The 24,643-nt window shown below is 42.4% G+C and carries 17 protein-coding genes, 2 tRNA genes and 1 pseudogene; 10 read left to right on the forward strand and 10 right to left on the reverse strand.

Annotation, left to right across the window (positions count from 1 at the left end; all coding sequences use genetic code 11):
* Positions 1-13 precede the first annotated feature (13 nt).
* Positions 14-1,993 (forward strand): ATP-binding SpoIIE family protein phosphatase, encoded by a 1,980-nt coding sequence (locus C8D98_RS00100; RefSeq protein WP_132870893.1) that lies wholly within the window; start codon positions 14-16, stop codon positions 1,991-1,993.
* Here C8D98_RS00100 and C8D98_RS00105 read toward each other — a convergent pair.
* On the reverse strand, positions 1,983-3,419 hold the full coding sequence (locus C8D98_RS00105) for a PAS domain-containing sensor histidine kinase (RefSeq protein ID WP_132870895.1): 1,437 nt from the start codon (positions 3,417-3,419) through the stop codon (positions 1,983-1,985). The genes C8D98_RS00100 and C8D98_RS00105 overlap by 11 nt on opposite strands.
* 277 nt (positions 3,420-3,696) lie before the next feature.
* Here C8D98_RS00105 and C8D98_RS00110 point away from each other — a divergent pair, with 277 nt between their 5' ends.
* The gene (locus C8D98_RS00110; protein WP_132870897.1) at positions 3,697-4,737 is read left to right on the forward strand and encodes a 3-deoxy-7-phosphoheptulonate synthase; all 1,041 of its coding nucleotides are present in this window, start codon (positions 3,697-3,699) and stop codon (positions 4,735-4,737) included.
* Between the two features lie 35 nt (positions 4,738-4,772).
* Here C8D98_RS00110 and gdhA read toward each other — a convergent pair whose 3' ends face one another.
* The 3 genes from gdhA to C8D98_RS00125 form a co-directional block, all read right to left on the reverse strand.
* Positions 4,773-6,119 (reverse strand): NADP-specific glutamate dehydrogenase, encoded by a 1,347-nt coding sequence (gene gdhA / locus C8D98_RS00115; RefSeq protein WP_132870899.1) that lies wholly within the window; start codon positions 6,117-6,119, stop codon positions 4,773-4,775.
* 100 nt (positions 6,120-6,219) lie between these two features.
* A complete protein-coding gene (locus tag C8D98_RS00120) occupies positions 6,220-7,542 on the reverse strand; it encodes a S41 family peptidase (RefSeq protein WP_132870901.1) in 1,323 nt (440 codons plus the stop codon).
* Between the two features lie 8 nt (positions 7,543-7,550).
* Positions 7,551-8,318: a helix-turn-helix transcriptional regulator gene (locus C8D98_RS00125; RefSeq protein WP_165871126.1), complete on the reverse strand. Its 768-nt coding sequence runs from the start codon at positions 8,316-8,318 to the stop codon at positions 7,551-7,553.
* Positions 8,319-8,554: 236 nt separating this feature from the next.
* Here C8D98_RS00125 and C8D98_RS00130 point away from each other — a divergent pair, with 236 nt between their 5' ends.
* Both C8D98_RS00130 and C8D98_RS00135 read left to right on the forward strand, forming a co-directional pair.
* Entirely contained in the window at positions 8,555-10,072 is a 1,518-nt protein-coding gene (locus C8D98_RS00130) for a calcium-binding protein (RefSeq protein WP_132870905.1), read from the forward strand.
* Entirely contained in the window at positions 10,069-11,403 is a 1,335-nt protein-coding gene (locus C8D98_RS00135; protein WP_165871127.1) for a hypothetical protein, read from the forward strand. Before C8D98_RS00130 ends, C8D98_RS00135 begins: the two co-directional genes overlap by 4 nt.
* Before the next feature lie 183 nt (positions 11,404-11,586).
* On the opposite strand, the gene C8D98_RS00140 is transcribed toward C8D98_RS00135, so the two are convergent.
* Together C8D98_RS00140 and C8D98_RS00145 are read right to left on the reverse strand one after the other, a co-directional pair.
* Positions 11,587-11,659 (reverse strand) — tRNA-Asn (locus C8D98_RS00140).
* A 73-nt stretch (positions 11,660-11,732) separates the two neighbouring features.
* Entirely contained in the window at positions 11,733-12,242 is a 510-nt protein-coding gene (locus tag C8D98_RS00145) for a ferritin family protein (RefSeq protein WP_132870909.1), read from the reverse strand.
* Between the two features lie 117 nt (positions 12,243-12,359).
* On the opposite strand from C8D98_RS00145, the gene C8D98_RS00150 reads away from it, so the two are divergent.
* The 3 genes and pseudogenes from C8D98_RS00150 to C8D98_RS00160 all read left to right on the forward strand — a co-directional run bounded on the left by C8D98_RS00150 (position 12,360) and on the right by C8D98_RS00160 (position 15,025).
* A complete protein-coding gene (locus tag C8D98_RS00150) occupies positions 12,360-13,670 on the forward strand; it encodes an aminotransferase class I/II-fold pyridoxal phosphate-dependent enzyme (protein ID WP_132870911.1) in 1,311 nt (436 codons plus the stop codon).
* Between the two features lie 133 nt (positions 13,671-13,803).
* Positions 13,804-14,781: pseudogene (selD, locus tag C8D98_RS00155) on the forward strand (selenide, water dikinase SelD); the annotation flags it as partial.
* A 160-nt stretch (positions 14,782-14,941) separates the two neighbouring features.
* Positions 14,942-15,025: transfer RNA gene (locus C8D98_RS00160), tRNA-Leu, on the forward strand.
* 145 nt (positions 15,026-15,170) lie between these two features.
* Here C8D98_RS00160 and C8D98_RS00165 read toward each other — a convergent pair.
* From C8D98_RS00165 to C8D98_RS00180, 4 genes are all read right to left on the reverse strand, one after another.
* Positions 15,171-17,009, reverse strand: a complete 1,839-nt coding sequence (locus C8D98_RS00165; protein ID WP_132870915.1) for a hypothetical protein — start codon at positions 17,007-17,009, stop codon at positions 15,171-15,173.
* A gap of 55 nt (positions 17,010-17,064) precedes the next feature.
* Positions 17,065-18,528, reverse strand: a complete 1,464-nt coding sequence (locus tag C8D98_RS00170; protein WP_132870917.1) for an RNA/DNA-binding domain-containing protein — start codon at positions 18,526-18,528, stop codon at positions 17,065-17,067.
* Complete coding sequence (locus C8D98_RS00175) at positions 18,529-19,689, reverse strand: DUF6932 family protein (RefSeq protein ID WP_165871128.1); 1,161 nt, start codon at positions 19,687-19,689, stop codon at positions 18,529-18,531.
* 269 nt (positions 19,690-19,958) lie between these two features.
* The gene (locus C8D98_RS00180; RefSeq protein WP_132870921.1) at positions 19,959-21,080 is read right to left on the reverse strand and encodes a hypothetical protein; all 1,122 of its coding nucleotides are present in this window, start codon (positions 21,078-21,080) and stop codon (positions 19,959-19,961) included.
* A 122-nt stretch (positions 21,081-21,202) separates the two neighbouring features.
* On the opposite strand from C8D98_RS00180, the gene C8D98_RS00185 reads away from it, so the two are divergent.
* The 3 genes from C8D98_RS00185 (at position 21,203) to C8D98_RS00195 (ending at position 24,636) form a co-directional block, all read left to right on the forward strand.
* Complete coding sequence (locus C8D98_RS00185; protein WP_132870923.1) at positions 21,203-21,385, forward strand: helix-turn-helix domain-containing protein; 183 nt, start codon at positions 21,203-21,205, stop codon at positions 21,383-21,385.
* Positions 21,385-24,063, forward strand: coding sequence for a MobF family relaxase (gene mobF, locus C8D98_RS00190; RefSeq protein WP_165871129.1), 2,679 nt, complete (start codon positions 21,385-21,387; stop codon positions 24,061-24,063). Before C8D98_RS00185 ends, mobF begins: the two co-directional genes overlap by 1 nt.
* Positions 24,064-24,252: 189 nt before the next feature.
* Positions 24,253-24,636: a hypothetical protein gene (locus C8D98_RS00195; RefSeq protein ID WP_132870926.1), complete on the forward strand. Its 384-nt coding sequence runs from the start codon at positions 24,253-24,255 to the stop codon at positions 24,634-24,636.
* The last annotated feature ends 7 nt before the right edge of the window (positions 24,637-24,643 follow it).

Below are 24,643 nucleotides of genomic sequence, written 5' to 3' on the forward strand. Positions count from 1 at the left end.
ATATACAGTAGCCATGAACAGAATCGTTATATACAATTCAAAGGTCAACTTTTGTGATATATCCGACCCCTTCTGCCGCATGGTTGCCGAATATGAGCAGATAAGCGGAACGCAAAAGCTCATAAACAGGCTTAAGGCAGGCGATGTCGATGCGGTGGTATTCGATGCTGAAGGTACCGACGATGAATGTCTGGCCTATATAAAAAATCTCAACCTCTCCCCCGATGCACCAAAAACAGCCGTATATCTTTCCGGCAGTTCCGACCTGCGGCGGTTCGCCGAAGCGGGCATAAACAATTTTTTCACCGACAGCTCAATGCACAGCGGAATCAAACAGCTGATAAAGGCCAAAAGCAGTAAATACGCTTCGCTTATGCACAGGGCGGTGGGACGGATGAAGGAACTGGCGGAGTGTGTGGAGCACGGCATAATAGTGTTCGATGCCGCCGGAAAGGTCTCTTTTGCAAACAACGCCGCAAAAGCCATTCTTGAATTGACCTCCGCAGACCTGAACAGCAGAACACTGAACGAAATATTTCTGATGCACCCCTACTCAAACTGCAACGAAAGGTGCGACGAACAGCCCCACACCACCTGCAAAGGCAGGGAACTTATCCTGTCTTCAACGCTCACCGTGACCCGTGACAACGAAGACACCACAGGCAGCATTCTCATCTTCTACCCCGTCTCAGCAAGCTCCATAAACAGGCAAAAGGAACTGGAGCTTTTGAAATATCAGGAGCGGTATCACTCCACCCAGCAGACTGCGGCATTCAGAAAGCAGATGCTGGTGATAAAGGATGAAGTTTCCGGAACCAAAGGCAGCAGGTTCTTTTTCGAGACCTATTTCAAGCCGCTGGATATCATGAGCGGCGATATCTACGGAAACATGAACCTGAAGGACGGCCGCTACTTTTTATACATAATAGACGCAATGGGCAAAGGGCTGTCCGCATCGGTGACCGCTCTTCAGTCCAGTTCATTCATAAACCACGCAGTCGAACTCTCCATAATCAAGAATGACTTTGAGATGTCTAAAATGCTCAGTTCGTTTCTCCACTACATCCGTGACAGACTGATGGAGGACGAAGCCCTGTGCGCAGTCTTTGCCATGATAGACACCAACACCGACACTATCTCCGTTTCCAGTTTCGGCATGCCGCCCATTCTGGCCTGTATGAAGGACGGCACCGTGCAGAAACTCCGCACGCCGAACATGCCCATAATGCGGTTCATGGCGGTTAAGGAGGTAACGGATTTCAGCCTTAAAGACGTGGACAAGCTGCTGATATATTCCGACGGACTCACCGAATCTTTCACCCGTGACGGATCGCTCTACAACGAACGTCTGCCGGAAGCCTTCCGCAAAGCCGCTACAAAAAAACACCTCCTGAAAATGGTTAACTCAGATGTCACTCACAACGAGGATGACATCACCTTCTATTTCATAAGCAGCGAGCCTTCGGAAATAACAGCATCCGAAAGTTTCAGAGTCAGATCCAGCACAAGCCAGCTGAGTCTGGCCGCAGAAAAAATCAGTGCGTTTATGGAGGCTCAGCAGATTGACCATTCAGAAATATCCACATTTGAGTTCGCAGTGAACGAGATGCTCATGAACGCTCTGGAACACGGAAGCCTCGGCATCAGTTTCAGGCAGAAACAGGAGCTTATCAGAAGCGGAATTTATGATGAGTTCATCGAGCAGCGCACAGAAGAGACCTCCGACTATTACAATAAGGAGATAAGCATCCTTTCGCACATTTCGGTGAATAAAGCCAGCGGCAACAGACTGCTTACGGTGGAGATAAGCGATACGGGCACGGGTTTCAACGTGCCGGAGATATTCAAGTTCAACAGTTTTGACGGGAACCTCTTCCGCATTGAAACGAAAGAGTACAACGGGCGTGGTATATTCATAACCGACAATCTGGTGGACGGTCTTTTCTACAGCGACACCGGAAACACGGTTCACATCGTAAAGGTCATTGAATAGTCGTACTGAAAACAGGCAGGTTCAGCTCAGCTGATGCGCCCTCGGCAGTGTTTCTAAGCTCAATATCCCCGTGCATATGCTCTTTTATGACTGCTCTGGCCATGAACAGCCCTATTCCGGCTCCCTTGCCCTCTTCCTTCGTTGTAAAGTAAGGCTCGAAAACCTTGTCCATGATATCCCCTTTTATGCCCGTTCCGTTATCGGCAACAACAACCTTTATGCTTCCGTCGCTTCTGGCCGCTGTAACGGATATTTTTCCTCTGTATCTGGGAGTACCCACAGCCTTTTCGTTTATGGAATCGATGCAGTTGTATATCAGATTAAGAATAACGTGGCGGAACCTGTCCTGCTCGCCTTTGACATAAACATCCCTGTAGGAACAGTCAGGACAGGCAAGAACACTCGAACACATCTGGTCTCTTTTGCTGCATTTGCATAAAAAACGAGTGTCTATTCCAAGATAATTTATCTGCGCATGGAGAATGTTCATAACGTCGGTAAGCTCGGAGACTATGTTGAACTCTTTGCCTGGGCTGTCCGGAGCAAAGAAAAGCCGGAAATCGTCTATTATGCCGGACATGTTCTCTATTGTGGATGAGACAACACGGTTGTAGTCTTCAATATATTTATCGTTCAGCTCTCCTGCGGCGTATGAATCCTGCAGGTCGATGTTGTACAGAGCAAGAATGTTCAGCGGCTGACGCCACTGGTGGGCAATTGCGCTTAAAAGCTTGCTCATGTCCGCAACTTTTTTCTGATTCTCTATAAGATGCTCCTGCCTGTGACGTTTTTTCAGCTCCTCTTCAACCTTCTCTTTCAGTTCGTTGTGGATGTGGCGGATGTGGTTGTCCATAAGAACGTATGAGGTCATATCCCTGCACATGACCAGAAACCTGTCCTCCGCAACCCTCACCGCATGGCAGGAAAGATAATATTCCGCACCGCATTTCTTAAGGAATTTAAGTGTAACGTCCAGCGCATCAGCTGTCAGCATTTTTGCCAGAGCGGAGTAGCCCTCTTTAACGCTGTCCTTGCTCCACATGTTCTGAATAAGCATCTTATGAAGTTCATCGGAGGTATATCCGGAGATGGATTCCATGGCGGGGTTCGACTCAACTATTTTTCCGGTTCTGTCGCAGACAATTATGGGGTCGGGCGAGTTGCTGATATAGGTCTTATATTTTCTGTCATGCTCCAGCGCCTTTTCCTCGACACTCTTCATCCGCTTCATGGTTCGCCATACGACAAAGGCGAAAAACAAAAAAAGCACAGACGCAAGAGACCTTTCGGAAAACTCCCTCGCAAAATCGTTATGAGCGAATTTTGTGTCGGAGAGATAATCCAGAAAAATATACGCACAGGCAAAACCTGCCGACAACAGAAAGAAATGCAATCCGGACCTGTTTTTAAATAAATAATTATCCATTCAATACCTGCTTATTAAAAGAGTATACACTATTTAATAGGATATTAAAAATAATTTTCCGCCTTTTTATATCCGTGAATCAATATTAAATCCGTGCACCGCAAAATATCGCTTCCTTCCACTCCGCACGGGTATATATTAGTTTATGTTGCATAGCACTATCTGACAAAAAAATACGGACAGAGGATCAAAAAACTTTTGATTAATCTGCTAAATAAAGTTACATTATATATTATTAAAAGTTACTAAGCGAAATAAATAGCATAGAGGATAGACAATGGTTAAGACTTATAACTTAAATGTTCTTGCGCTCACACCGCTCATATCGCCGAACAACCTGAAACAGGTTTTTCCGCTCCCGGTGAAGGGCGCAGCGTTTGTTAAGGAATCCAGAGAGACCATACGGAATATTCTGCACGGAAGAGACAGCAGGCTTATGGTTGTTGTCGGCCCCTGCTCCATCCACGACACAAAGGCCGCTCTGGAATATGCGGACAGACTTAAAAAACTCTCGGACGAGCTTTCGGACAAACTCTTCATCATAATGCGTGTTTACTTTGAAAAGCCCAGAACCACCGTGGGCTGGAAAGGCCTTATAAACGACCCCGACCTGAACGGCACGCACATGATATCCAAAGGCTTGGGCATTGCGAGAAACCTGCTATGCACCATCACGGAGAAACAGCTCCCCATCGCATGCGAAATGCTCGACCCCATCACACCCCACTATCTTTCAGATATGATCAGCTGGGGAGCCATAGGCGCAAGAACGACAGAATCGCAGACTCACAGAGAGATGGCAAGCGGCCTGTCTTTCCCCGTAGGATTTAAGAACGGAACGGACGGCGGACTGAAAATAGCTACCGATGCGATGGCTTCTTCATGCAGACCCCACAGCTTCCTTGGAATAAACAACGACGGCGTAACCGCCATAGTTCAGACTGCAGGCAACCCCGACATCCACATTGTTCTCAGAGGCGGCAACAACTCGCCCAACTATTACAAAGAGAATATTGAAGAGACAGTGGAGCTTCTGAAAAAGGAGAAACTGCCGTCAGCCATCATGGTTGACTGTAGCCATGCCAACTCATACAAGGATCACGAAAAGCAGCCGATGGTTCTTGAAAGCATCGTAGCTCAGGTCAAGGCCGGACAGACTGATATCAAAGGGGTTATGATAGAAAGTAACCTTTTTGCCGGAAACCAGAACATTCCGGAGGACCTCTCATGCCTTAAATACGGCGTGTCGGTCACCGACAAATGTGTGGACTGGGAGACAACGGAAAGAATGCTGAGAGATGCACACTCAAAGTTATAAAAAAGGGCGGCCAATCGGCCGCCCTTATTGTTTTGTTATATAAGTCCCTGAGAGATCATCGCATCAGCTACCTTGCGGAATGATGCAATGTTAGCGCCGAGGATATAGTTACCGGGCTGACCGAACTCGGCAGACTGCTCATAGCATGCCTTGTGGATTCCGATCATGATCTCGTGCAGGCGTTTTTCAGTGTACTCGAACGTCCAGGAATCACGGCTTGCGTTCTGCTGCATTTCCAGAGCGGATGTTGCAACACCGCCTGCGTTCGCAGCTTTTCCGGGTCCGAAAAGAACGCCGGCGTTAAGGAACACTTTTGTGCCTTCGGGAGTTGTGGGCATGTTCGCACCCTCACCGACAGCTATACAGCCGTTTTTAACCAGCATTTCAGCATCTTTCTCGTCAAGCTCGTTCTGAGTTGCAGAGGGCATTGCCACCTGACAGGGAACTTCCCAGATGTTTCCGCCTTCAACATAGGTTGCGCCCTTGTATGTATCGCAATAGTCTTTAATTCTGCGGCGCTCAACCTCTTTCAGCTGTTTGACGAGGCTGAGATCTACGCCTCTTTTGTCATATATGTAACCGTTGGAGTCGGACATGGCCACAACCTTGCCGCCCAGATGGTTTATCTTTTCAACAGTGTAGATAGCAACGTTGCCCGAACCGGAAACAACGCATGTCTTACCTTCGAAGCTGTCCTTTTTGGTTTTAAGCATCTCGTTCACGAAGTAAACCGCACCGTAGCCTGTTGCCTCTGTGCGCACCAGTGAACCTCCCCATGAAAGGCCTTTGCCAGTGAGAACGCCCGCTTCGTAGCGGTTTGTTATTCTCTTATACTGGCCGAACATATAGCCTATCTCACGTCCGCCCACGCCGATGTCGCCTGCGGGAACGTCAGTGTATTCGCCGAGGTGTCTGTAAAGCTCAGTCATAAAGCTCTGGCAGAATCTCATTATTTCAGCATCGCTTCTGCCTTTGGGGTTGAAGTCGGAACCGCCCTTTCCGCCGCCGATGGGCATGCCTGTAAGTGCGTTTTTAAATATCTGCTCGAAGCCGAGGAATTTTATGATACCCAGATAAACGGATTCGTGGAAACGGAGTCCGCCTTTGTAGGGTCCCAGAGCGGAGTTGAACTCCACACGGAAACCTCTGTTGATGTGTATGTTTCCTTTGTCGTCTGTCCACGGAACACGGAAGATGATCTGTCTTTCGGGTTCGCAGATACGCTCGATGATCCTGTGGTCTGCATATTTGGGGTATTTCATGATAACGGGCTCAAGGCTGTCAAGAACCTCACGCACCGCCTGGTGGAACTCGGTCTCGCCGGGGTTTCTGTCGATGACCTGCTGATAAATACTTTCGATCTTGGATGTCTGTCCTTTCATTCGGCAACTCCTTTATGTATGTAACAATTGTAATAAAACTTACAATTAATACATACTGCAAAAAATTCCGTTTGAACATAGGAAAATTACATCAAAAACCTTATTTTATAATTTTTTCATCCCATGGAGCATGAATCTCCTTTTCGGCCACCTTAATTTTAGCCATCGATGCAGGTTCGGAAACGCATCCTCCGGTCTGGAGATAATTCAGAGCTGCGCCCAAAAATTTTTCATCCTCACTGCCGAACTGCCCCAGAGAATCAACGTTTTCATACTTACGGCAGTCAGCGGAGATGCCGCTGAAATATCCGCCCTCGTCCAGCGTGTTCTTGTTTTCAAATGTCACGGCGGAAAGGTATTTATCGCAATAGCCTATATAATGGGAACCCACAGGCTTGCCATAGGTATTCGAGCCTATCAGATATACGTCTTTAAAAGGTTTAAGTCCGTTTATCACCAGTTCGCTGGCCGAAGCTGTGGCTCCCGTCACCAGAAAAACAACCTTGTCGACATCCAGAGCATAGACAGGATCGGCAAAAGAGACCTTGCTGTTCATGCCGGAGTACTTGTTATTGAATATCATCTTAAGCATTGTAAGTCCGCTGAGACCACTGCCGCCGATGAAACTGCCGATATATTGCGCTGTTTTAACCAGCCCGCCTCCGTTATACCGCAGGTCAATTACCAGTTCACTCACCCCCGCCGTCCTGAAGGCCTCCATGGCGGCTGTTGTATCCGAGGTATTCTCGTTAAAGGAATTATAAAAAAGATAGCCTATCTTTTTGCCATTGCCGGAGTTGGTGAAGATGTCATAGACGGGTGCGGAATCCGCATAATATTCGGCCTTGCTTACCACCGCCGTCTTACTGACGTTAGAATTATCCAGATAGTCTATGGTGACAGAATATCCTGCCGTTGAGGGACCGAAAGCCGCATCGGACACTGCACTGCTGGCCAGCATCTGCTCTGCGGAATATCCGTTCACACTCATAATTCTGTTTCCTCTTTCAAGTCCGGCCAGATCCGCAGGCGAGTCGGGGTAGACCATTCTTATGTAAAGTCCTGTGCCGTCGGTTATTGTATTCAGCCCAAGGCCTATGTTTGAACCTGAATAGTAATCATTTATAAACTGCTTGGTGTAGATGGTGCTGAAAACGTCCTTGCTGTTGCGCATGGCATAGATAAGGTCATACTGGGAGTCGTATGCTTTGTAGTCCAGAACCGGAGAGGTATCCGCCCAGTAGTAAACATCGTGCATCGCTTTATAAACAAACTCGGTCTGCGCCGCCTCGGAACATTCTGCCGGATAGTAATCTATATTGAAAACCTTACTGCCGGAAGAGGACGAATCTCCCCCGCCTCCTCCGCAGGCAGCCAGAAACATGGCAAGTGCCAGAACTGCGGTAAGTTTTAACTTTAACATCTCTCCTCCTAAACGCTGAGGTACTTCGCAATCATAAGGGCGGTGACCGCCTGCTGTCTGTTGGATACACTGAGTTTCACAAATATATTCTTAAGATGAAATTTTACAGTATTTTCGCTGATACCCATTATATGAGCAATCTCCCAGTTTGTCTTCCCCTTAACCAGCCACTCGGAAACCGCCTTCTCCTTCGCCGTCATGCCGTTGAAAAGAGTCAGCATATCCAGCTTTTTCCTGCATATCATCATATGGGAAACAACCATCCTGCACATCATCTCGGTGCGGGCATCAGGTTTTTTCTTTTTGTCGGCAAACGAAACAAGAAATGCGAAATCCCGGTTCTCCGAATCGTCATAAACAGAACAGCCGTACTCAAGGCCGTAATGTTTGCGCCGCCTTACGAGATACTTCTCCCTGTCGCTTAAGGCTCTGTCATAGCTGTCCCATAATATAAATGACAGATTAGCGTTCATCGCCAGCCTTTTTTCCATCTCTATCCTGACAGGGTCGCACAGCAGGAAGTTCTCCCTGCGGTATTCATCCATCCACTCTTCAGGATTTGAAAGATTAACGATATCAATCTTGTATCCGTTGGCATAGGTTGCGTTCGTGTAGGCATACAGAACGTATCTGAAACCCATCCACGAGGCAAAATCCATGATGACCCTGTGATATTCCTCTTCGGTGGCTATCTTGAGGCACCTGTTTATGACGTCCAGACATTTCACAAGATCCTGCTTGTCCAGTCTTCCGATTGCAGACGGTTCCACTGGCATAAACATCTCCTTCACACATATCATAAAATCATAGCATAAATTTGGTTGAGAACGGCATAAAGTGTGGTTTTTGCAGGGGAGAAGAATATTATAAAGCGAGCGCAAACAGAAAATACGCATTTTGTTTAATTAACTGGAAAGCTCACCCTTTCCCACATTATCCCCTGTGATTTATGTTAAGAAAATCCACATATAGACGATATTTATTTCACATACGTTCTTAATTTAGGTGCTGCATGATAATTTCAGGCGCAGGCAACAGCCAGAACTACAGCTTTCTTAACATACAGCAGACGACCTCTGAAAGAACGCCTGCAACATCAGCTACAGACAAATATACACCTTCAACCACCAATACTTCAAACAACTACAACATGTTCGGCAACCTACATAAAAACACATTCAATTCCTTAGCAGGTGCAAGCAGCTTCATGGATACAATCCGGGTCGTGCTCGACAACTTGGAGAATACAGCTTTAACAACCAGAGATATAGTTGAGGCCGCAGCAGAATCAGAAGAATTTCAGAAAGAAGGTTCATGGCTTTTGAAAACTGAAGATGGAAGGACACTTATTTCAGGTGCCAAAAATGCTTATTACAACGATGGAAATGGCAGCGGTAACGTCAGTATCGTAGGAAGCGAAAACGTTGTTTATGATGCTGGGGAAGGAAATAATAAGACAGCGATTTATGGAAGCCGAAGAGTTGTTTCCGTCAGTGGGAACGGGAACGACACATATAATATGTGGTACACCAGCTCTGCAATAATAGACAGCGGTGGCGGAAACGACAAGATTTACATTGAATCCTCAGAAAACGCATATATTGAAAGCGGGAACGGGGATGACAGCATTAAAGCAGCATTAACAGCAAATGCTAAAATAAACAGCGGATCCGGAAATGACAAAATTGGAGTAGTGCACTCATCAGATGTCAATGCTTCTGCCGGAGACGGTAATGATCAAATTGAAATATTTAATTCATCGAATGTCAATATTTCTGCCGGAGGTGGTAATGACAAAATTGAAATTGCATATTCATCAAATGTCAACATTTCTGCAGGGGACGGGGATGATACTGTAGAAATCGAAAACAGTTGGCGGGATCAATCTTCCACCATTGTGGATGCCGGCAAAGGGAATGATACAATAATAATAAAGTCAGGCTCTGGATCGATAATACTCAACGGCGGCGATGGGGATGATTTCATACGCTCAAACACATCAGTAATTGTGGATGGCGGAAATGGTAATGATGAAATATCTGCATCAGGTCTCATAAGCGGTGGAGACGGCGATGATGTAATTACTGGAAGTGGAATTATTAGCGGTGATGAAGGGGATGATACAATAGATGCAAGTGGTATCATTTCCGGAGGAACCGGAAACGACTATATTACATTACGCTCATCTTTTGATAATACTGCAAGTACAATTCATTACCAAAAAGGCGATGGTAACGATATTATCAATACTCGAGGGGAAGATACTATTGTAGACATGAATACGCTGTCAATCAATGATGTTGAGATATCACAGTACATCAATGAGGATACCGGACTTGAGGAAATGAAAATAACCATGAAAGACGGAAGCGGTAGTATGACGTTTGCATCAGATAAACATCTCGCAGAAATGCACGCAAACGCCGTGGCAGTCGGCAAACAAATGGGCTGGACACCAACTAAAGAATCAATCAGCTTTCTTCCATCTCAGATTATATTTAAAGATGCCAACCTCATGAGAGAATCGTGATAATCTCAGGATTGGACAACAGCCAGAACTACAGCTTTTTTAACATACAGCAGACGACATCTGAGAGAACGCCTGCAACACCGACCACAGACAAATATACCCCATCAATCACCAATACTTCAAACATCTACAACATGTTCGGCAACATACAGAAAAACATATTCGACTCCTTCGCAAGCGAAAGCAGTTTCATGAATGCTGTCCGCGGTGTGTTCGATAACGTGGAAAACAAGGTGCTCACTTCTGATACATTAACTCAGGCTGCAAAAATTTCTGATGAATTCAGTAAGCAGGGCGAATGGCTCAGTATCAGTCATGACGGTACTCATGCCTCAATACGTGATGCAGAAATTGTTTACTATGAAGGTAATGAACAGAGTATATCGATTTCTCACAGCAAAAATATTGTTCTAAATGTAACAAAAGGCAGCAGAGATATTGATATTTTCAGCAGTGATAATGTTATTTCCAGCACCGGAGACAATAGTGATCGCTTATCTGTGTCTGGATCAAAAAATGTGATCATCAACAGCGGTGGAAGCAACGATGGTATAGGGGTTTTGAATTCCAATAATGTTATCGCTAATGCAGGTAATGGGGATGATCGAATCTTTTTTGTGAAAACAAGTGACGCTGTAATCAACAGCGGAGCAGGTAATGATATTGAAACAATAAGCTCTTCAAGCGATGTTGTTTTAAACAGTGGAACAGGAAGCGACTATACAGAAATTCATGAGTCAAGCGGAGTCGTTGTAAACAGTGGCATGGGAGATGACTCAATAAGTATTCTCAATTCAAACAAAATCGTATTGAATGGAGATCAGGGAAATGATGTCATAAATGTTGAACATTCTGCCAATGCAATCATAGATGGTGGAGATGGTGATGATATTATAACCGTTAATGCCTCAACTAATACAATCGTAGACGGCGGGGCGGGAAATGACACTATCACAGCTTCCGGCATTATCTCCGGAGGCACAGGCGACGACTATATAAAACTCTACCACTCAATTTTCGAGAAAGACGCAAAAGTTCAGGATGTCATCAAATACAGCAAAGGCGACGGAAACGACATAGTTGAAGGCGTAACGGATGACACTGTGATTGACCTCAATGGTATATCAGTGGATGAATATGATATCACCGAATCACGAAACGAAGGCGGCACAAGAGTTAAAACCCTGACCATGAAAGACGGCAGCGGAAGCATCACTCTGGTTTACAATGGTCGTGCTGATAATGTTAAAAAACAGGATAATTCTGAACTATATGGTAATGCTCCTGAATACGCCCGTTTAAACGATGTCAGTGTCGGACAAGCAGACTAAGTTATAACATTGTGCAGTAGCCCGCTCTTCAGGAAATGTCAATTGATGTGTTTTCTAGCATTGCGTTCGCATTAACCCGAACAATGAATCCCATGCTCACATAGTGCTGACATAAAAAATTTCTGAGAAAATCGATTAAAAATGAACAACAAAAAAGGCCTTCGTTAAGAAGGCCTTCTTAAACTCCCTGAACTGGACTTGAACCAGTAACCTATTGATTAACAGTCAATTGCTCTGCCGATTGAGCTATCAGGGATTATCTTCAACAGGGGGAGAATATATCAATATCCGCCCCCTTTGTCAACTACTTATCAGAAGATTTTTTCAAATTATTTTTCGAGGGAAAATTCCATTGCATCAAACCAGAATCCGTCCTGAGCCATGAAGTCAAGCTCTGCCTGAATGATGTCTCTGTGTTTCATCTCGACCTCGGACAGCTTAAGGAAAAATGCTTTCAGCTCAGCATCTTCAGTCTTCTCCGCCTCTTCTTTATAGAAGGCGCAGGCCTTTTCTTCGTGAGCCAGAGCTATCTTGAGAGCGGTCTCATCGCTGACGGTGGATTTCTCTGTTTTCGTTCTGGATGCATCGGAAACTTTGGGCATAAACTCGGAGATTCTGGCCTTGGGCACTTTAACCGGCTCAAACTTTTTTCCGGCCAGAAGGTTGTCCATGTACTTTTCGATCATGTCCATGTGGTCAACTTCGTCCAGAGCAAGCTGGAGAAACATGTTCTTTCCGCTGGCAACAGTTGTCTCCTTTGCAAACTTAAGGTAGCTCCTAAGGCCTTCTTTTTCGGCCTCATAGGCTGTTTTCAGGGCTTTCTGCATAGACTGGCTCATAAATACCTCCGCTTTTTTTGTCACTATAAGTATTATTATAACATTTACCTTTGAAAAACAAAGTCAAGTAAGTATAATAGGATACTTTTGCCTTTTCCAAAGGGAGGTATATTTATCATGAATCCATTAGCCAAAGAGCTTAATGAACAAATTGCAAAAGACAGCCCCATAGTATTGGAGATGCTCTCCGATCTGGGCAAAAACCTTTTCATGCCCAAAGGTATCATCACGCAGTCCGCAGAAGCAAAGGAGAAAGCCCACAAGTTCAACGTGACGATCGGTATCGCTACGGACAAAAAAGGCCCCATGTATCTGGACAGCGTTTACAAATATTTCAACGATATGTCCGCTCCCGATCTTTTCACCTATGCCCCTTCGTCCGGCAAGCCCGAACTGAGAAAAAGATGGGCGGAAAAGATACTTAAGGACAACCCCACTCTGGCCGGAAAGCAGATAAGCAACCCCGTTGTCACAAATGCGCTGACACACGGTCTTAAGCTGATGGGTGATATGTTCCTTGAGAGGGGCGACACCCTCGTTCTGCCCGACAAGTTCTGGGGCAACTACCGTCTCACCTTCGTCACCATCGGCGGAGCTGAAATAGCAACTTTCGCAACATTCAACGATAAAGGCGGCTTCAACGTTGAGGCTATGCTTGAAAAATGCAGAGAGACAGCACGCATCAAGGGCAAAGTTGTGGTTATCCTCAACTTCCCCAACAACCCCTCAGGCTACGCACCCACTGTCAGCGAGGCACACGCCATCGCCGACGGACTTGTGGAAATAGCTGAAGCGGGCTCAAAAGTTGTTGTTATCACCGATGACGCATACTTCGGCCTGTTCTATGAGGACGATGTTTACCCCGAATCAGTGTTCAGCCTTCTTGTGGGCCGCAGCAAAAACCTGCTCCCCGTTAAACTGGACGGCGCAACGAAAGAACACTTCGTATGGGGTTTCCGTGTGGGCTTCGTAACCTTCGGCGCAACCGCAGGCGGCGACCAGTCCGGCATGATGGCCGCTCTGGAGAAAAAACTCACCGGACTTATCAGAGGAACCATCTCTAACTGCCCGCACCCCTCTCAGTCCATCGTGCTGAAGGCGCTGAACGATCCCAAGTTCGACGAACAGCGTGCAGAGAAGGTCAAAATAATGAAAGGCCGTGCACTGAGCTTCAAAAAAGTTCTGGCCGACAATAACTTCTCTGATGAATTTGTCCCCTATCCCTTCAACTCAGGCTACTTTATGTGCCTTAAGCTGAAGAACGTTGACGCAGAGGAACTCCGCATTTACCTGCTGAACCAGTACGGCATCGGAACCATCTCCGCAAGCAGCACAGACCTGCGCCTTGCGTTCTCATGCCTTGACGAAGCGGACACTCCCGAGCTGTTCAAATATATTTATCAGGCCTGCAAAGAGCTTCATAAATAACATTTACCTGACGATGTTAAAGGCACGCTGGCTTTACGGCCTGCGTGCCTTTTTTGTTTAGACCACGGAGGAAACGATGGACGTAAAACGTCTGACCGAATACGCCAAAGCTGCCGGCTGAGCAGCCAAGACGGGTCCGGGCGACCTGGCGGCAATACTTTCCGATCTGAAACTCTTCCGCCCTTCAAACCTCCTTGTGGGTTTTGAAACGGGTGATGATGCCGCTGTGTTCGATCTCGGAAACGGTTCATATCTGGTGCAGACCGTTGATTTCATTACGCCCGTTCTGGACGATCCATACCTTTTCGGCCGTGTTTCGGCTCTCAACTCATTAAGCGACGTTTATGCAATGGGCGGCAGACCGCTCACGGCTCTCAGTGTTTTTCTTCTCAACTGTTCTCTGGAGGCAGACTCCATAAAAGCCATGCTTCAGGGTGCGGCGGATGAGTGTGCGGCGGCCGGGGCGGCACTTTGCGGCGGACACACTGTTGCCGACAAAGAGATAAAGCTGGGCTTCTCCGTAACAGGTATAATTGAAGACGGCAGGATATATAAAAACTTCGGACTGAGGGCGGGCGACGCTCTCATCTATACGAAAAAACTCGGCGTGGGTCTGGTCACCACCGCACTGAAAGCGGGCAAAGCCTCCGATGAGCATATCAAAGCCGTAGCCGATACAATGCTTCTGTCGAACAGGAACGCATCAGGAGTTCTTCGTCAGTTTGACGTGTCCGCATGCACGGACATAACGGGCTTCGGAATGGCTGGCCACGGATACGAGATGGCAAAAGGTTCGGGCGTTACTATAAACTTCGATTCAAAATGTTTTGCGTTTCAGGACGGCGCAAAGGATTACGCATCGCAGTTCATAATCCCCGGCGGGGCATACGCAAACGAGGAATTCGTAAAGCCTTTCTGCGGTTATTCTGCGGCGGCTGACAACTCCCATATGCTGTTCTTCGACCCGCAGACTTCCGGCGGACTGCTCATAGGCGTGGCGGAGAAAGAGGCGGAGGCGATGGTTCGTGTTCTGAGCTCCGTGGGCTATCCGGATGCCTCTGTGGTGGGCATCGCAACCGAAAAAACCGACAAATCGGTGATATTTATTTGACGTTAAGCCGTAAAGCTGATATAAACCGCTGTACTTAATGGGCATAATTGAGTTTTTTCGGATAGATTCGATTAAAGACGAATGTAAATCTCCCCTAGCCCCTCTTTGACAAAGAGGGGAACAAGAGAACTGGATTGTTTTTATACAACTGAATAGATTTGCCTGGGTGGCGGAACTGGTAGACGCAAGGGATTTAAAATCCCTCGGTCGCAAGGCTGTACGGGTTCGATTCCCGTCCTAGGCATTTTAGTACCAATAAGTTAGAAAGCCTCAGCAATAGTTGGGGCTTTTCTACTATGCAGATTTCTAACGTTTTTTCTAACTATGCGTTCTTTTTGAAAACGGAAAGTTTCCAATATCTGATTTTATTTTTCTTAAACAGATTGCTATTAGATGTTTTTAATATTCTTTCTAATACGACTTACCAGAATAGCTTCTTTTGATACAAAAGAGTTTGTAGCCTTAGCCCAATCCAATATACCATTATCAATATTATCATTTTCTAATAACCTATTCGAGAACCAAGCAAAAATAGGTATTATAGTTGATTCTGGATTGTTTAAATTTACCAGTCCGCCAGCAATCGTGAGCAACCCTAGAATATCCCATTGTTTTAACCGCTTTTTGTCTTTCTCAAATTTTGTCACTTCTTTGTTAATCTCATCAATATGGAATTGGACTTCATTATAATTCACTGCTTTAATAATTTTAGAAACTCTATCAATATCTCTGTGTGAAAAACAACTGTCAACTTCTAATACTGGAGCATCATTATCAATACAAAATAGACCATTGGTAAGTAACTGGAGATTTTTTATATTAACATTATTAGGTAAAACTTCTATTCCAGTGTAGCAACTTGCACAAAGTTGTGTTGCATCAAACGAAGAATATCCTTCATCACATGCAGGAATGATTGTAGCCTTTAAGCCAATCGCAATATCAAGTGAAGCACACGCAAGAGCAAATTCATCGTTTCTATCAATCCCATATGCCATATTGTAATAATAAGCTAATATTGAACCAAAATTATTCAACAATAACCCCATAGAGCCTCTCGTATTTATTACATATTCATAAAAACTTAATTGTAACCCCATTACTTTTATCATTGATTGTAATAAAAGATTTGGAGATACATCATAAATTGATACTAATACTTCTAAGAGCTTCCGCCTTTCAATTATGCCCATAGTCGGAAACATAAACGGCATCTTTTTTTTCATCTCATTTATGGTTATTGCAGCCAATCTTCTTGTAAAAATTAAAGATCTGGGTGATGCCTCCATTAATTGGAGAATAAATCCTTGATTATATCTTTCAATTGACTGAGGCAGTATAAATTGTACTCTTCCTCTTATAGTCAACTCAATAAGCTCTTTTTCATTAATATTTAAAGCTTTTACAAATCCACTCAGGTTCTCTGCCAGAGGCATCACAATTATTAGCCTTCTGTATAACGTGAGATATGTTCGCATATTATCAGGTGGCAAAAATGTTGCATCGATCAAACATGCAGACCCATCCATTGCATAGCTTTTATCGATAAAGGATTGCGGGTCATTTTTTGTAAAAACACTGTTTCTATTTTCAGCCCAAAAATCTTCATCTTGTTCATAATATTCTTTAATTAAACTATTGCACTGACATCCAAGTTCTCGACTTGTTTTCAGAATCATAGGGTTATCAATTTTATAAGTTTTTGTATTGGTATCATTTAAGGATGATGTAAAATTGTCTGTTTTAATAATAACATCAAGAGATTCGTTTATCATTTTACATGTTTCTTCAAGAACACAAGTCTCTTCTAGTGTTAAGGATTCTTTGAAAATAACAGAAAGTTTATGTCCATTTACCTCAAACTTAAATTCTGGAAACTTTTTTGGCAAATTAACTATAAGTTCTCTCATAAACTCATCTAATGTCAGAGGATCTCCTCTAAGGCAGGCTAAATCAGTAACGCTTCTCTCTTCAACCCTCAGAGAATCATCCGGTGCTTTTTGCACGATCGAGATTGGAGATGATGCCATTCGGCATTCATTATCAAACCATTCAGTTAGTTTTTTGTCATTTACATTGTATTCTTTTTCGTTGAGATAAGGGCATACTGCAAAATATTGATTATCTTTTACCCAAAGACCATTAAAAGGCACGTGTGGAGCTTGTAATATTAATCTTTCATAAGAAACTCTTGCATAGTATTTATCATGATTTATATCATTACTCATGGTAAGCTCCAAATATCTTTGCCATATGCAATTTAGGATTAGACTTACAAAATTACTAGTATCTATAAGTGGTTAATCGTTCCTTTCCTTTCTCTGTGGCACGATACTTCTGTTTACTACTTGTTGGCTTATCCGGTTCAGTCATTTCAAGTAGACCTGCTGTAATAAGAGGCTTAAGCACTTGGTTCCTAAACTTAGTTCTGTCAGATCTACCTTCAATAGACATTAAATCTGATATACTACTTTCAGTTAAACACATTTCTAATATTTTAACTTGGTGCCGACTTAGTGCCAGCTTAGTGCCTTGTCCGGCACTATCTCCAGAATCTTTGCCACCGCCAAACTCAGGCACTTTGATAATTATCTTGAAAATATCTCCTTCTATAAGCTCAGGATTCTCACCGCCGTAAGCTTTGCCATATTTCATAAGGTTGCGAACACCGGAACCAAGCTCATCAGCCAAACCAATCTGCCTGAAGAACCGTGCGATAACTGGATTTTTCGGATAAGGAGTAAAAGATGCAGGATTGATTATGCCCATTCCATGTGGTCTGTTGCTGTTCTCGGTGCGAACCAGCCCTTTCTCAATGATCAACTTTGCCGGAAACGCATTCATATATTCCCTGTGAATCAGAATGTTTGAAGCCACCTCTCGAAATATAGTATCCCTGAGACTGATGTTTGTTGTACCTTCGAGATAAAACGGATCGGGGAGATGCTTTGCGATAAAAGCCAGAATCCTGTCATAGCTTTCTACAAGATTTACTTCAACAAGGTCTCTGTCATCGTATCTGTCTAAGTTTACTTTTCGGAGTATCAGGTCTGTGCGGTGATGCGGCACGGCAGACAAGACAGAAGCATGTTTTCCGAGCAATAATATCCCAGCAAGAGTCAGCCCGCTTTTTCCTGTCTCTCTGTCGATCTGGTATAACTGTGCACTTTGCAGAAGATCCATATCGTCCATATCTTTCCAAGGATGATCACCTCTTCGGATAGTAGCTGTTTTACGGCATTTTGCCAGTAAGCTGAGTTCAATATCCTCAAGCCCCGTATATGGAAATATTTTGTTTTCGCTATAAGACGACTGCTTACGTTGATAAAGTCTGGAAACCATGTCAGTATTGTTTGTAATGTCCAGATCACCATCTTCGTTACGGTCAAATATTTTTGCTCCGCACCTGTGTACCTGAGAACTTTCCGGAACATATATGTGAAGTACAGTTTTGCCGTCAATTTCAACCGGATCAACCGAAAGGTATGTTGGAGGATTTATCTTCTGGGGATTATTAACTGTAGTAACAAAAGTTTCTTTGATTGCCTGGACACAATCCTTGTCAACGCCGACAATATTCTTATTATCATCCACGCCAAGAAGTATCGTTCCACCATGGCGATTTAGAAAAGCACAGACTGTGTCATACACATCTTTGTTCAGACTTATTCTTGATTCTTTAAACTCGACAGTCAAGCCTTCGCCATTCTCGACAAGGCTTTTAATTATACCGATGTCAGAAATCATTTATATATCCTGTTTATTTCTTTTACGATTCTTAATGAATTCAGTATACCAAATATCTTTATTCAAATAAAGATACGGAAGCCAATATCCTTCTATGACATCTTTTTTGATCACATTGTTGTGTTTGAAAATATTATTATCTGTTTCTAAAAGAATTTCTGACTTATGAATAAACCCATCAACGCCTGAAGTTCCAAAAAGCGCATCTTTTGTCAACCAATCAATTGTAGGCATCCATTTAACATACTCATCCTTGGGAGATTTTTCATTTAAAACCCTTGCAACATGTGTACCTCGATAAATATTCCAATCAAAATTTGTCGTTATGATACTACCTGTTAATATTAAACAATTCAGTGACACTGGAGGAGTATCTTTAAAGCCACTAATATAAGCAGCAATAATATATGTACCAAATGAGTGAGCTATTATTGAAATTGGTTTTTTATAGATTCCATTAAGAGCAAACAACCATTCCCGAAACTCATCAACCACTTTATCTCTTTTCTTTTTATTTCTGAGTAAATCAATACCATTATCTTCAGTATAACTATATGGGGCAAAGATCCAATTTTTAGATGAAATAAGCGGCGCAAGATCATTATTCCATTTGGCATCAGTCATCAAACCATGAATAGTTACAATGACACCATTGGAATCATAATGATCTATAAAATGCCTACCTATATATGCCCGTTGAATAATCTCATATTCAATGTCAGAAGGATAATGCTTTATTTCCCATGTTTTATTTGTTGAAGTAAGATTGACCTGTATAACACCAACTTTTTCACCAGAAGCTTTCGTCATAAATAAATGAAGAAAACTATCTATAACATTAGGGTATTTTATAGAACATACCTGTATATCAATCTTCATCGCATCTATTGTTAGCATTTCATTTCTACGAGGCAAATTTGTATCGTCACGAAAAACAATTAAACAGTCAATATCATTTGGTTCATGAGCCTTCGTTACAAAAGAGCCGCCAAAAATAATAAATATGGCACCTGATTCTGTAGCCCAATCAAAAATATCAGCGATCGACTTTCTAAAGCTTTCTCTGTAATCATTAAAACAAAAGAAATCAATAAACTCTAGTCCAGAGCATTCATGAATACCTTCTGGCAATAAATAATTAGAATTAAAATTTGGAATCATGGGAGTAACTCGAATGAATTGATTAACTTCAAATAAGTCAAGCAATAATAGCAATTTTCATATACACTCTTGCTAAGGCTCTCTGCCGATCTTTCTTGTATAATCTGCTTGTTATATTTGATTGTCATATGAAAATTGTAACACTTGCAAAAAACCTGTCCATTCCATTTTGCTCATGCTATTTGCTTTACCATCTTTTAAGCTATTTGACCTTTTTTCAACTGAATACCACAGTTTTTTCTGCTAAATAATTACAGATTTTGTATTAGCTAAAAAACAATGTTTAAAATATATCTAAAAATGCCAACTAAAAACAAAAGAACGACATAAGCTCCAATAGATTCTCTAAACTTTAAATTGAGAAGAAACTTTGTAGAAGCAACAGGATATATAACAAAATACGCTGTACTTAATACCATTATTGGAACTTTGAAGTGTCCGTTTGGTGATAACAGCTGATAAGAAATAAGTCCAAATACAAATAAAACTATTGAATATGTATTTAAAAAAATAAAAAAAAGACCACCATAAGTGGCTCTTGAAAATTTATACATTTTATTAGCAATAACAAAGATTAATGTAGAAAGCATAATAGCTAATAACAGCGTCAAGATATTATTAATATCTACTAGCATATTTAAAGTATCTATCAAGCCATTAGTCATCAGTTGAAATTGTTCCTTTTTATCTTTTCCTGCACTTGCCAATAGTTCTTTTACATTATACGAAGACAATATCTTTTGGAATGCATTCTCAAATAATTTTTTAGCAGATAAATAGCCTAGCAGATGGAAAGCCAAAGATGTTGAAACAAGCTCAATATTACTAAATCTACGGACGGTATGCTTAATTGGCAAAAATAAAATAAGAAGTAAGTTAATCCATTTATAAATATCAAAGATGTCTTGATAATCTAATACTACTGAAGACCTTGTCTTGTTTGATGCCTGTTTTTCTTGATGTCCTTTGTCTCTGAGAACCTCAACGATATTTGGAATTCTTCCAACCTTGACATAGAACCCTTCAATCGAAATTTTGAAGTTGTGGTTTCTGTTATAATTTACATCAAAATAGCTGATCATTCGTTCGTTTAATCCTTTAAAATAAGCAATTACAGCACTTCTTTTAGAAGGTACTTTTGTCTCATCTCGCTTGCAATCATCACCTGAATCTCTATTAAAATATTTGAAAAATCTGTCATCACATCTCAGAACATTAGACTCATTAAGCATTTTTATAGTTTCCTTAACATAACAATGAGTCGTTGAGGCATTACCAGTTTTATGTTCGCTTTCGTAGTATAAAAAACTATTCAGAAAGAGAATCGTTTCTTCTTTTTCCGTCTGAGAGTAATAAATTTCGTCAATATGCACAGATTTTTTTTTCGCCATAATCCCATCCTAGAGAGGTAGTTGCCCAGTACATTCCCAAAGGTGCAGGTACCTGACCAGTAACAAACTTTTCTTATCAGATAAAAAAAGCTATGTCTAGGTAAACAAAACAGGAGGCTACGATGGATAAACCTATGAATGTAGAGGAAGTGGCAATATACCTGCACAAAGCTGTTAGCACCATTTATCAAATGACACACAAAAAGCAAATTCCACATATCAAGGAAGGCGGCAACCTTTTATTTGACAGAGATGACATTAATAATTGGCTCGCAAGTAAAAAAGTACCTGTTAGGAAATGCTAATGAGCCTTGCTCGTTCTATATCAGCTTCAAACGCTGAAAAATACTATTATGAAAAAGACCCGCTCCTTAGTAAAGAACCTGAAGGCAACTCAAAATGGCAAGGACAAGGTGCTGAAAAGCTGGGGCTAAATGGACAAGTATCGAAAGATACCTTTGTAAAAATACTTGATGGTAGGCATCCAGAGACTGGTCAAAGGTTAGTTGCACTTGGAGTAAATGGTGAACACCGAGCTGGAATAGATTTTGTCTTCTCACCGCCTAAAAGCGTCTCTATATATGCATTACATGGCGGACACGCTGAAATACTCAAAGCTCATCAAGAAGCTGTCAGAGACACGATAAAACATATTGAGACCATTGTTACCTCAAGAAGCACGGAGAATGGTCAAACAAAATATCAGAATACTAGCAATGTTGTAGCCGCGACATTTATGCATTCCACATCCAGAGCCAATGATCCGCAGCTACATACACACGCAATAATTATGAACATGACAGAATCCAACGGAGAATGGAAAGCAGTCTCAAATGAATCCCTATTTATTTCTCAAAACATTATCAATCAGGTTTATCAGAACCATTTGGCTCAAAATATTGTTGAGCTTGGATATAGTATAGACCGCAGAGGATCGTCATTTGAGATATCTGGCTTTAAACAGGAGTGGATTGATCAATTCTCTAAAAGGTCAGATGAGGTCACAAAATACCTGAATGAAAATATTGATAAACTACGTGAACAGTATCCTGAAGCCTCAGAGCAGAAGTTAAAAGACTTAGCTATTTTGGCCAGCAGAGATGAAAAAGACAAATCCATTACCTCAGCAGAATTGAAAGACCTGTGGGAATCTCAGGTCAGCCGAGACAGCATAGAACAAGCCGTCTGTAATTCCATTGAGCAGCAACTTCAAAGCTACACATTAGAAAAGACAGCGGATCTTATTACAGAAAACCAGAACACTTTTACAAAAGAACTGTTCGCAGAAACATACCTCAAGCTAAATGTTGGCTCACGCACTATTGAAGATTTCAAAATAGAGCTCCAAAAGTCTCTTTCAAATGAACAAATTCAAAAAGTTGGAGAAGTCCCAACAAGAATAGGCGCTCGGACAATCAATTTACCGCAAGCGATCTACACAACAGCCAATGTAATAGAAACAGAAAAAGCGATTCTAAACACTATTGAAAACCAGAAGAGTATCAAATCATATATGACGGCTGAACTGGTGAGCCAGTATCTTGAAAACACCTCATTGACTGCTGGACAACAACAACTTGTAGAGCATATTGCAACTACAGATAAACGATTCTCATTTATTCAAGGAGACGCAGGAACGGGCAAAACATATGCTCTGGATATGGTTGCGAGCATCTTGCAGCAAGAATCTGAAGTTAAGATTATCGGAGCCTCATTCACAGGGAAAGCCGCCGCAGAAATTGAGGAAAAAACTAGCGGTAATATTCAGGCTCATACACTCCATAGCCTTCTGAACAACTGGGATCAGCATATTAAACTTGATCAAGCATCACTTCTTATCGTTGATGAAGCTTCGATGATTTCATCTAAGCAATTCGCATCTATTATTGCACATGCTCAACAAACTGACACCAGAGTCATATTTATAGGTGATACAAAACAGCTTCAGCCAATTCAGGCTGGGCAAATTTTCAAAGACGCTATCGACAAATTCGGTGCAGACGTAGTTCTCTCTGAGAATTTACGTCAACAGACCTCACTTGCTCAAGAGATAGTCGGATCGGTTAAAGATTACCACCAGGGAATAAATGATAATGGTGTACATCAAGCTTTTTCATCGTTATCTGCCAACGACAAAATTCATGAACAATCGGATTTCACCAGCAAAGCTATTAAAGACTATATTTCAAATATTCAGGCGAATAAGGATACCTTGCTTCTGACACATAAGAATGACCTTAAAGATACATTGAATATTAATATTAGAGATCGTCTATTAGATAGCAACACTCACCGTTTTGAACTCACTGTCAGAGAACAGATAAATATTAGCCAAACCGATAAATTTAATTCACACAGCTATGAAGCTGGACAGAGCATATTTATAACAGCAGCCATTGATAATTTTAAAGCTGGCTCAGAATGGCAGATTTCATCTATAGACCATGAAAACAACAGCCTTAATGTCATAAATCCCAAAGGCTACACTGAATCAATCGACCTATCGGAACACGGAAACCACATTTCAGCATTTACAGAGCAGACAAAAGAATTCGCCATAGGAGACAAAATAGTCTTCGAAAAGAATGATTACCTTATTGATGTCAAAAATGGGCAGACAGGGCAAATAGAGAGCTATGAGAACGGTATTCTCTCAATCAACAAAGACAACGGCGATTCAGTTAATTTCAAACCTGAAAACTATAATTACCTTGATTATGGGTACGCTCTGACAGTCCACAAAGCTCAGGGGCAGACATGCGACACTGTCCAGTATGTCACCGAATCTAACGACAAAATGATTAATTCTGAAAGCTTCTACGTGGCAATGACCAGAGCCACAGATGACATAAACATATACACCGATGACGCTGACAAACTCGCAGATCGGGCAAGCATTCATGAAAACGAAATATCGCTTCATGACATGCTTGAGAACACCAACACCCACGAAACAGAAATTGACAACCAGATAGAATTTTAAGACTCGGAAAAGGAGGATACTTCACGCAACCATGTTGCTTTGAAGAATCAGAAGAAAATTAAAGAATATAAGTAAGTTAAATAAAGAATTCTGTAATGCAAAATGCATGACAGAGTGTGCGAAAAATTGCTGAAACGTCTGGCCAGACAATGCACTGACAACGCACGACAAAATTAATACGGAGGACAGATGTATAAGAACATCACTTTCAGGATCAGTTTTGCGGATTATGCCGCTATCCAGTCCTTCGCTGAGTCAAAGAATATGACTATCAGCGAAGCGATCAGAGAGCTAATCCGAAGCATCGGCAAACAGAAAGCATTCGAGGCCAGATTAATGGATTTTATGAAAAAAATCGAATCTGAAATTAATGCTTCTGGCGATTATGACACCACACTTTTGAAACAGATCTTTGACGAGGTAATCAACGTCAACAAAGGTCTGGCTATCATGGTGAACAAACATAACCGGAACGAATGGGACGACATGGTAAAGATCAAAAAAGCTCTTTATCTATTATCAACTTCATCACCACAAACAGCAGCAGAAATGAAAAAGTTGCTGGAAAACTAAGGAGCAT

The sequence above is a fragment of the Seleniivibrio woodruffii genome, assembly GCF_004339245.1.
Lineage (GTDB): Bacteria > Chrysiogenota > Deferribacteres > Deferribacterales > Geovibrionaceae > Seleniivibrio > Seleniivibrio woodruffii.

Coding starts and splice junctions, on each gene's coding strand:
- C8D98_RS00125 (WP_165871126.1), bottom strand. CDS start 8,318: ATGCCAGTGGAACCGTCTGCAATCGGAAGACTGGACAAGCAGGATCTT.
- C8D98_RS00110 (WP_132870897.1), top strand. CDS start 3,697: ATGGTTAAGACTTATAACTTAAATGTTCTTGCGCTCACACCGCTCATA.
- C8D98_RS00150 (WP_132870911.1), top strand. CDS start 12,360: ATGAATCCATTAGCCAAAGAGCTTAATGAACAAATTGCAAAAGACAGC.
- C8D98_RS00170 (WP_132870917.1), bottom strand. CDS start 18,528: ATGATTTCTGACATCGGTATAATTAAAAGCCTTGTCGAGAATGGCGAA.
- C8D98_RS00165 (WP_132870915.1), bottom strand. CDS start 17,009: ATGAGTAATGATATAAATCATGATAAATACTATGCAAGAGTTTCTTAT.
- C8D98_RS00120 (WP_132870901.1), bottom strand. CDS start 7,542: ATGTTAAAGTTAAAACTTACCGCAGTTCTGGCACTTGCCATGTTTCTG.
- gdhA (WP_132870899.1), bottom strand. CDS start 6,119: ATGAAAGGACAGACATCCAAGATCGAAAGTATTTATCAGCAGGTCATC.
- C8D98_RS00130 (WP_132870905.1), top strand. CDS start 8,555: ATGATAATTTCAGGCGCAGGCAACAGCCAGAACTACAGCTTTCTTAAC.
- C8D98_RS00175 (WP_165871128.1), bottom strand. CDS start 19,689: ATGATTCCAAATTTTAATTCTAATTATTTATTGCCAGAAGGTATTCAT.
- C8D98_RS00195 (WP_132870926.1), top strand. CDS start 24,253: ATGTATAAGAACATCACTTTCAGGATCAGTTTTGCGGATTATGCCGCT.
- C8D98_RS00100 (WP_132870893.1), top strand. CDS start 14: ATGAACAGAATCGTTATATACAATTCAAAGGTCAACTTTTGTGATATA.
- mobF (WP_165871129.1), top strand. CDS start 21,385: ATGAGCCTTGCTCGTTCTATATCAGCTTCAAACGCTGAAAAATACTAT.
- C8D98_RS00105 (WP_132870895.1), bottom strand. CDS start 3,419: ATGGATAATTATTTATTTAAAAACAGGTCCGGATTGCATTTCTTTCTG.
- C8D98_RS00185 (WP_132870923.1), top strand. CDS start 21,203: ATGGATAAACCTATGAATGTAGAGGAAGTGGCAATATACCTGCACAAA.
- C8D98_RS00145 (WP_132870909.1), bottom strand. CDS start 12,242: ATGAGCCAGTCTATGCAGAAAGCCCTGAAAACAGCCTATGAGGCCGAA.
- C8D98_RS00180 (WP_132870921.1), bottom strand. CDS start 21,080: ATGGCGAAAAAAAAATCTGTGCATATTGACGAAATTTATTACTCTCAG.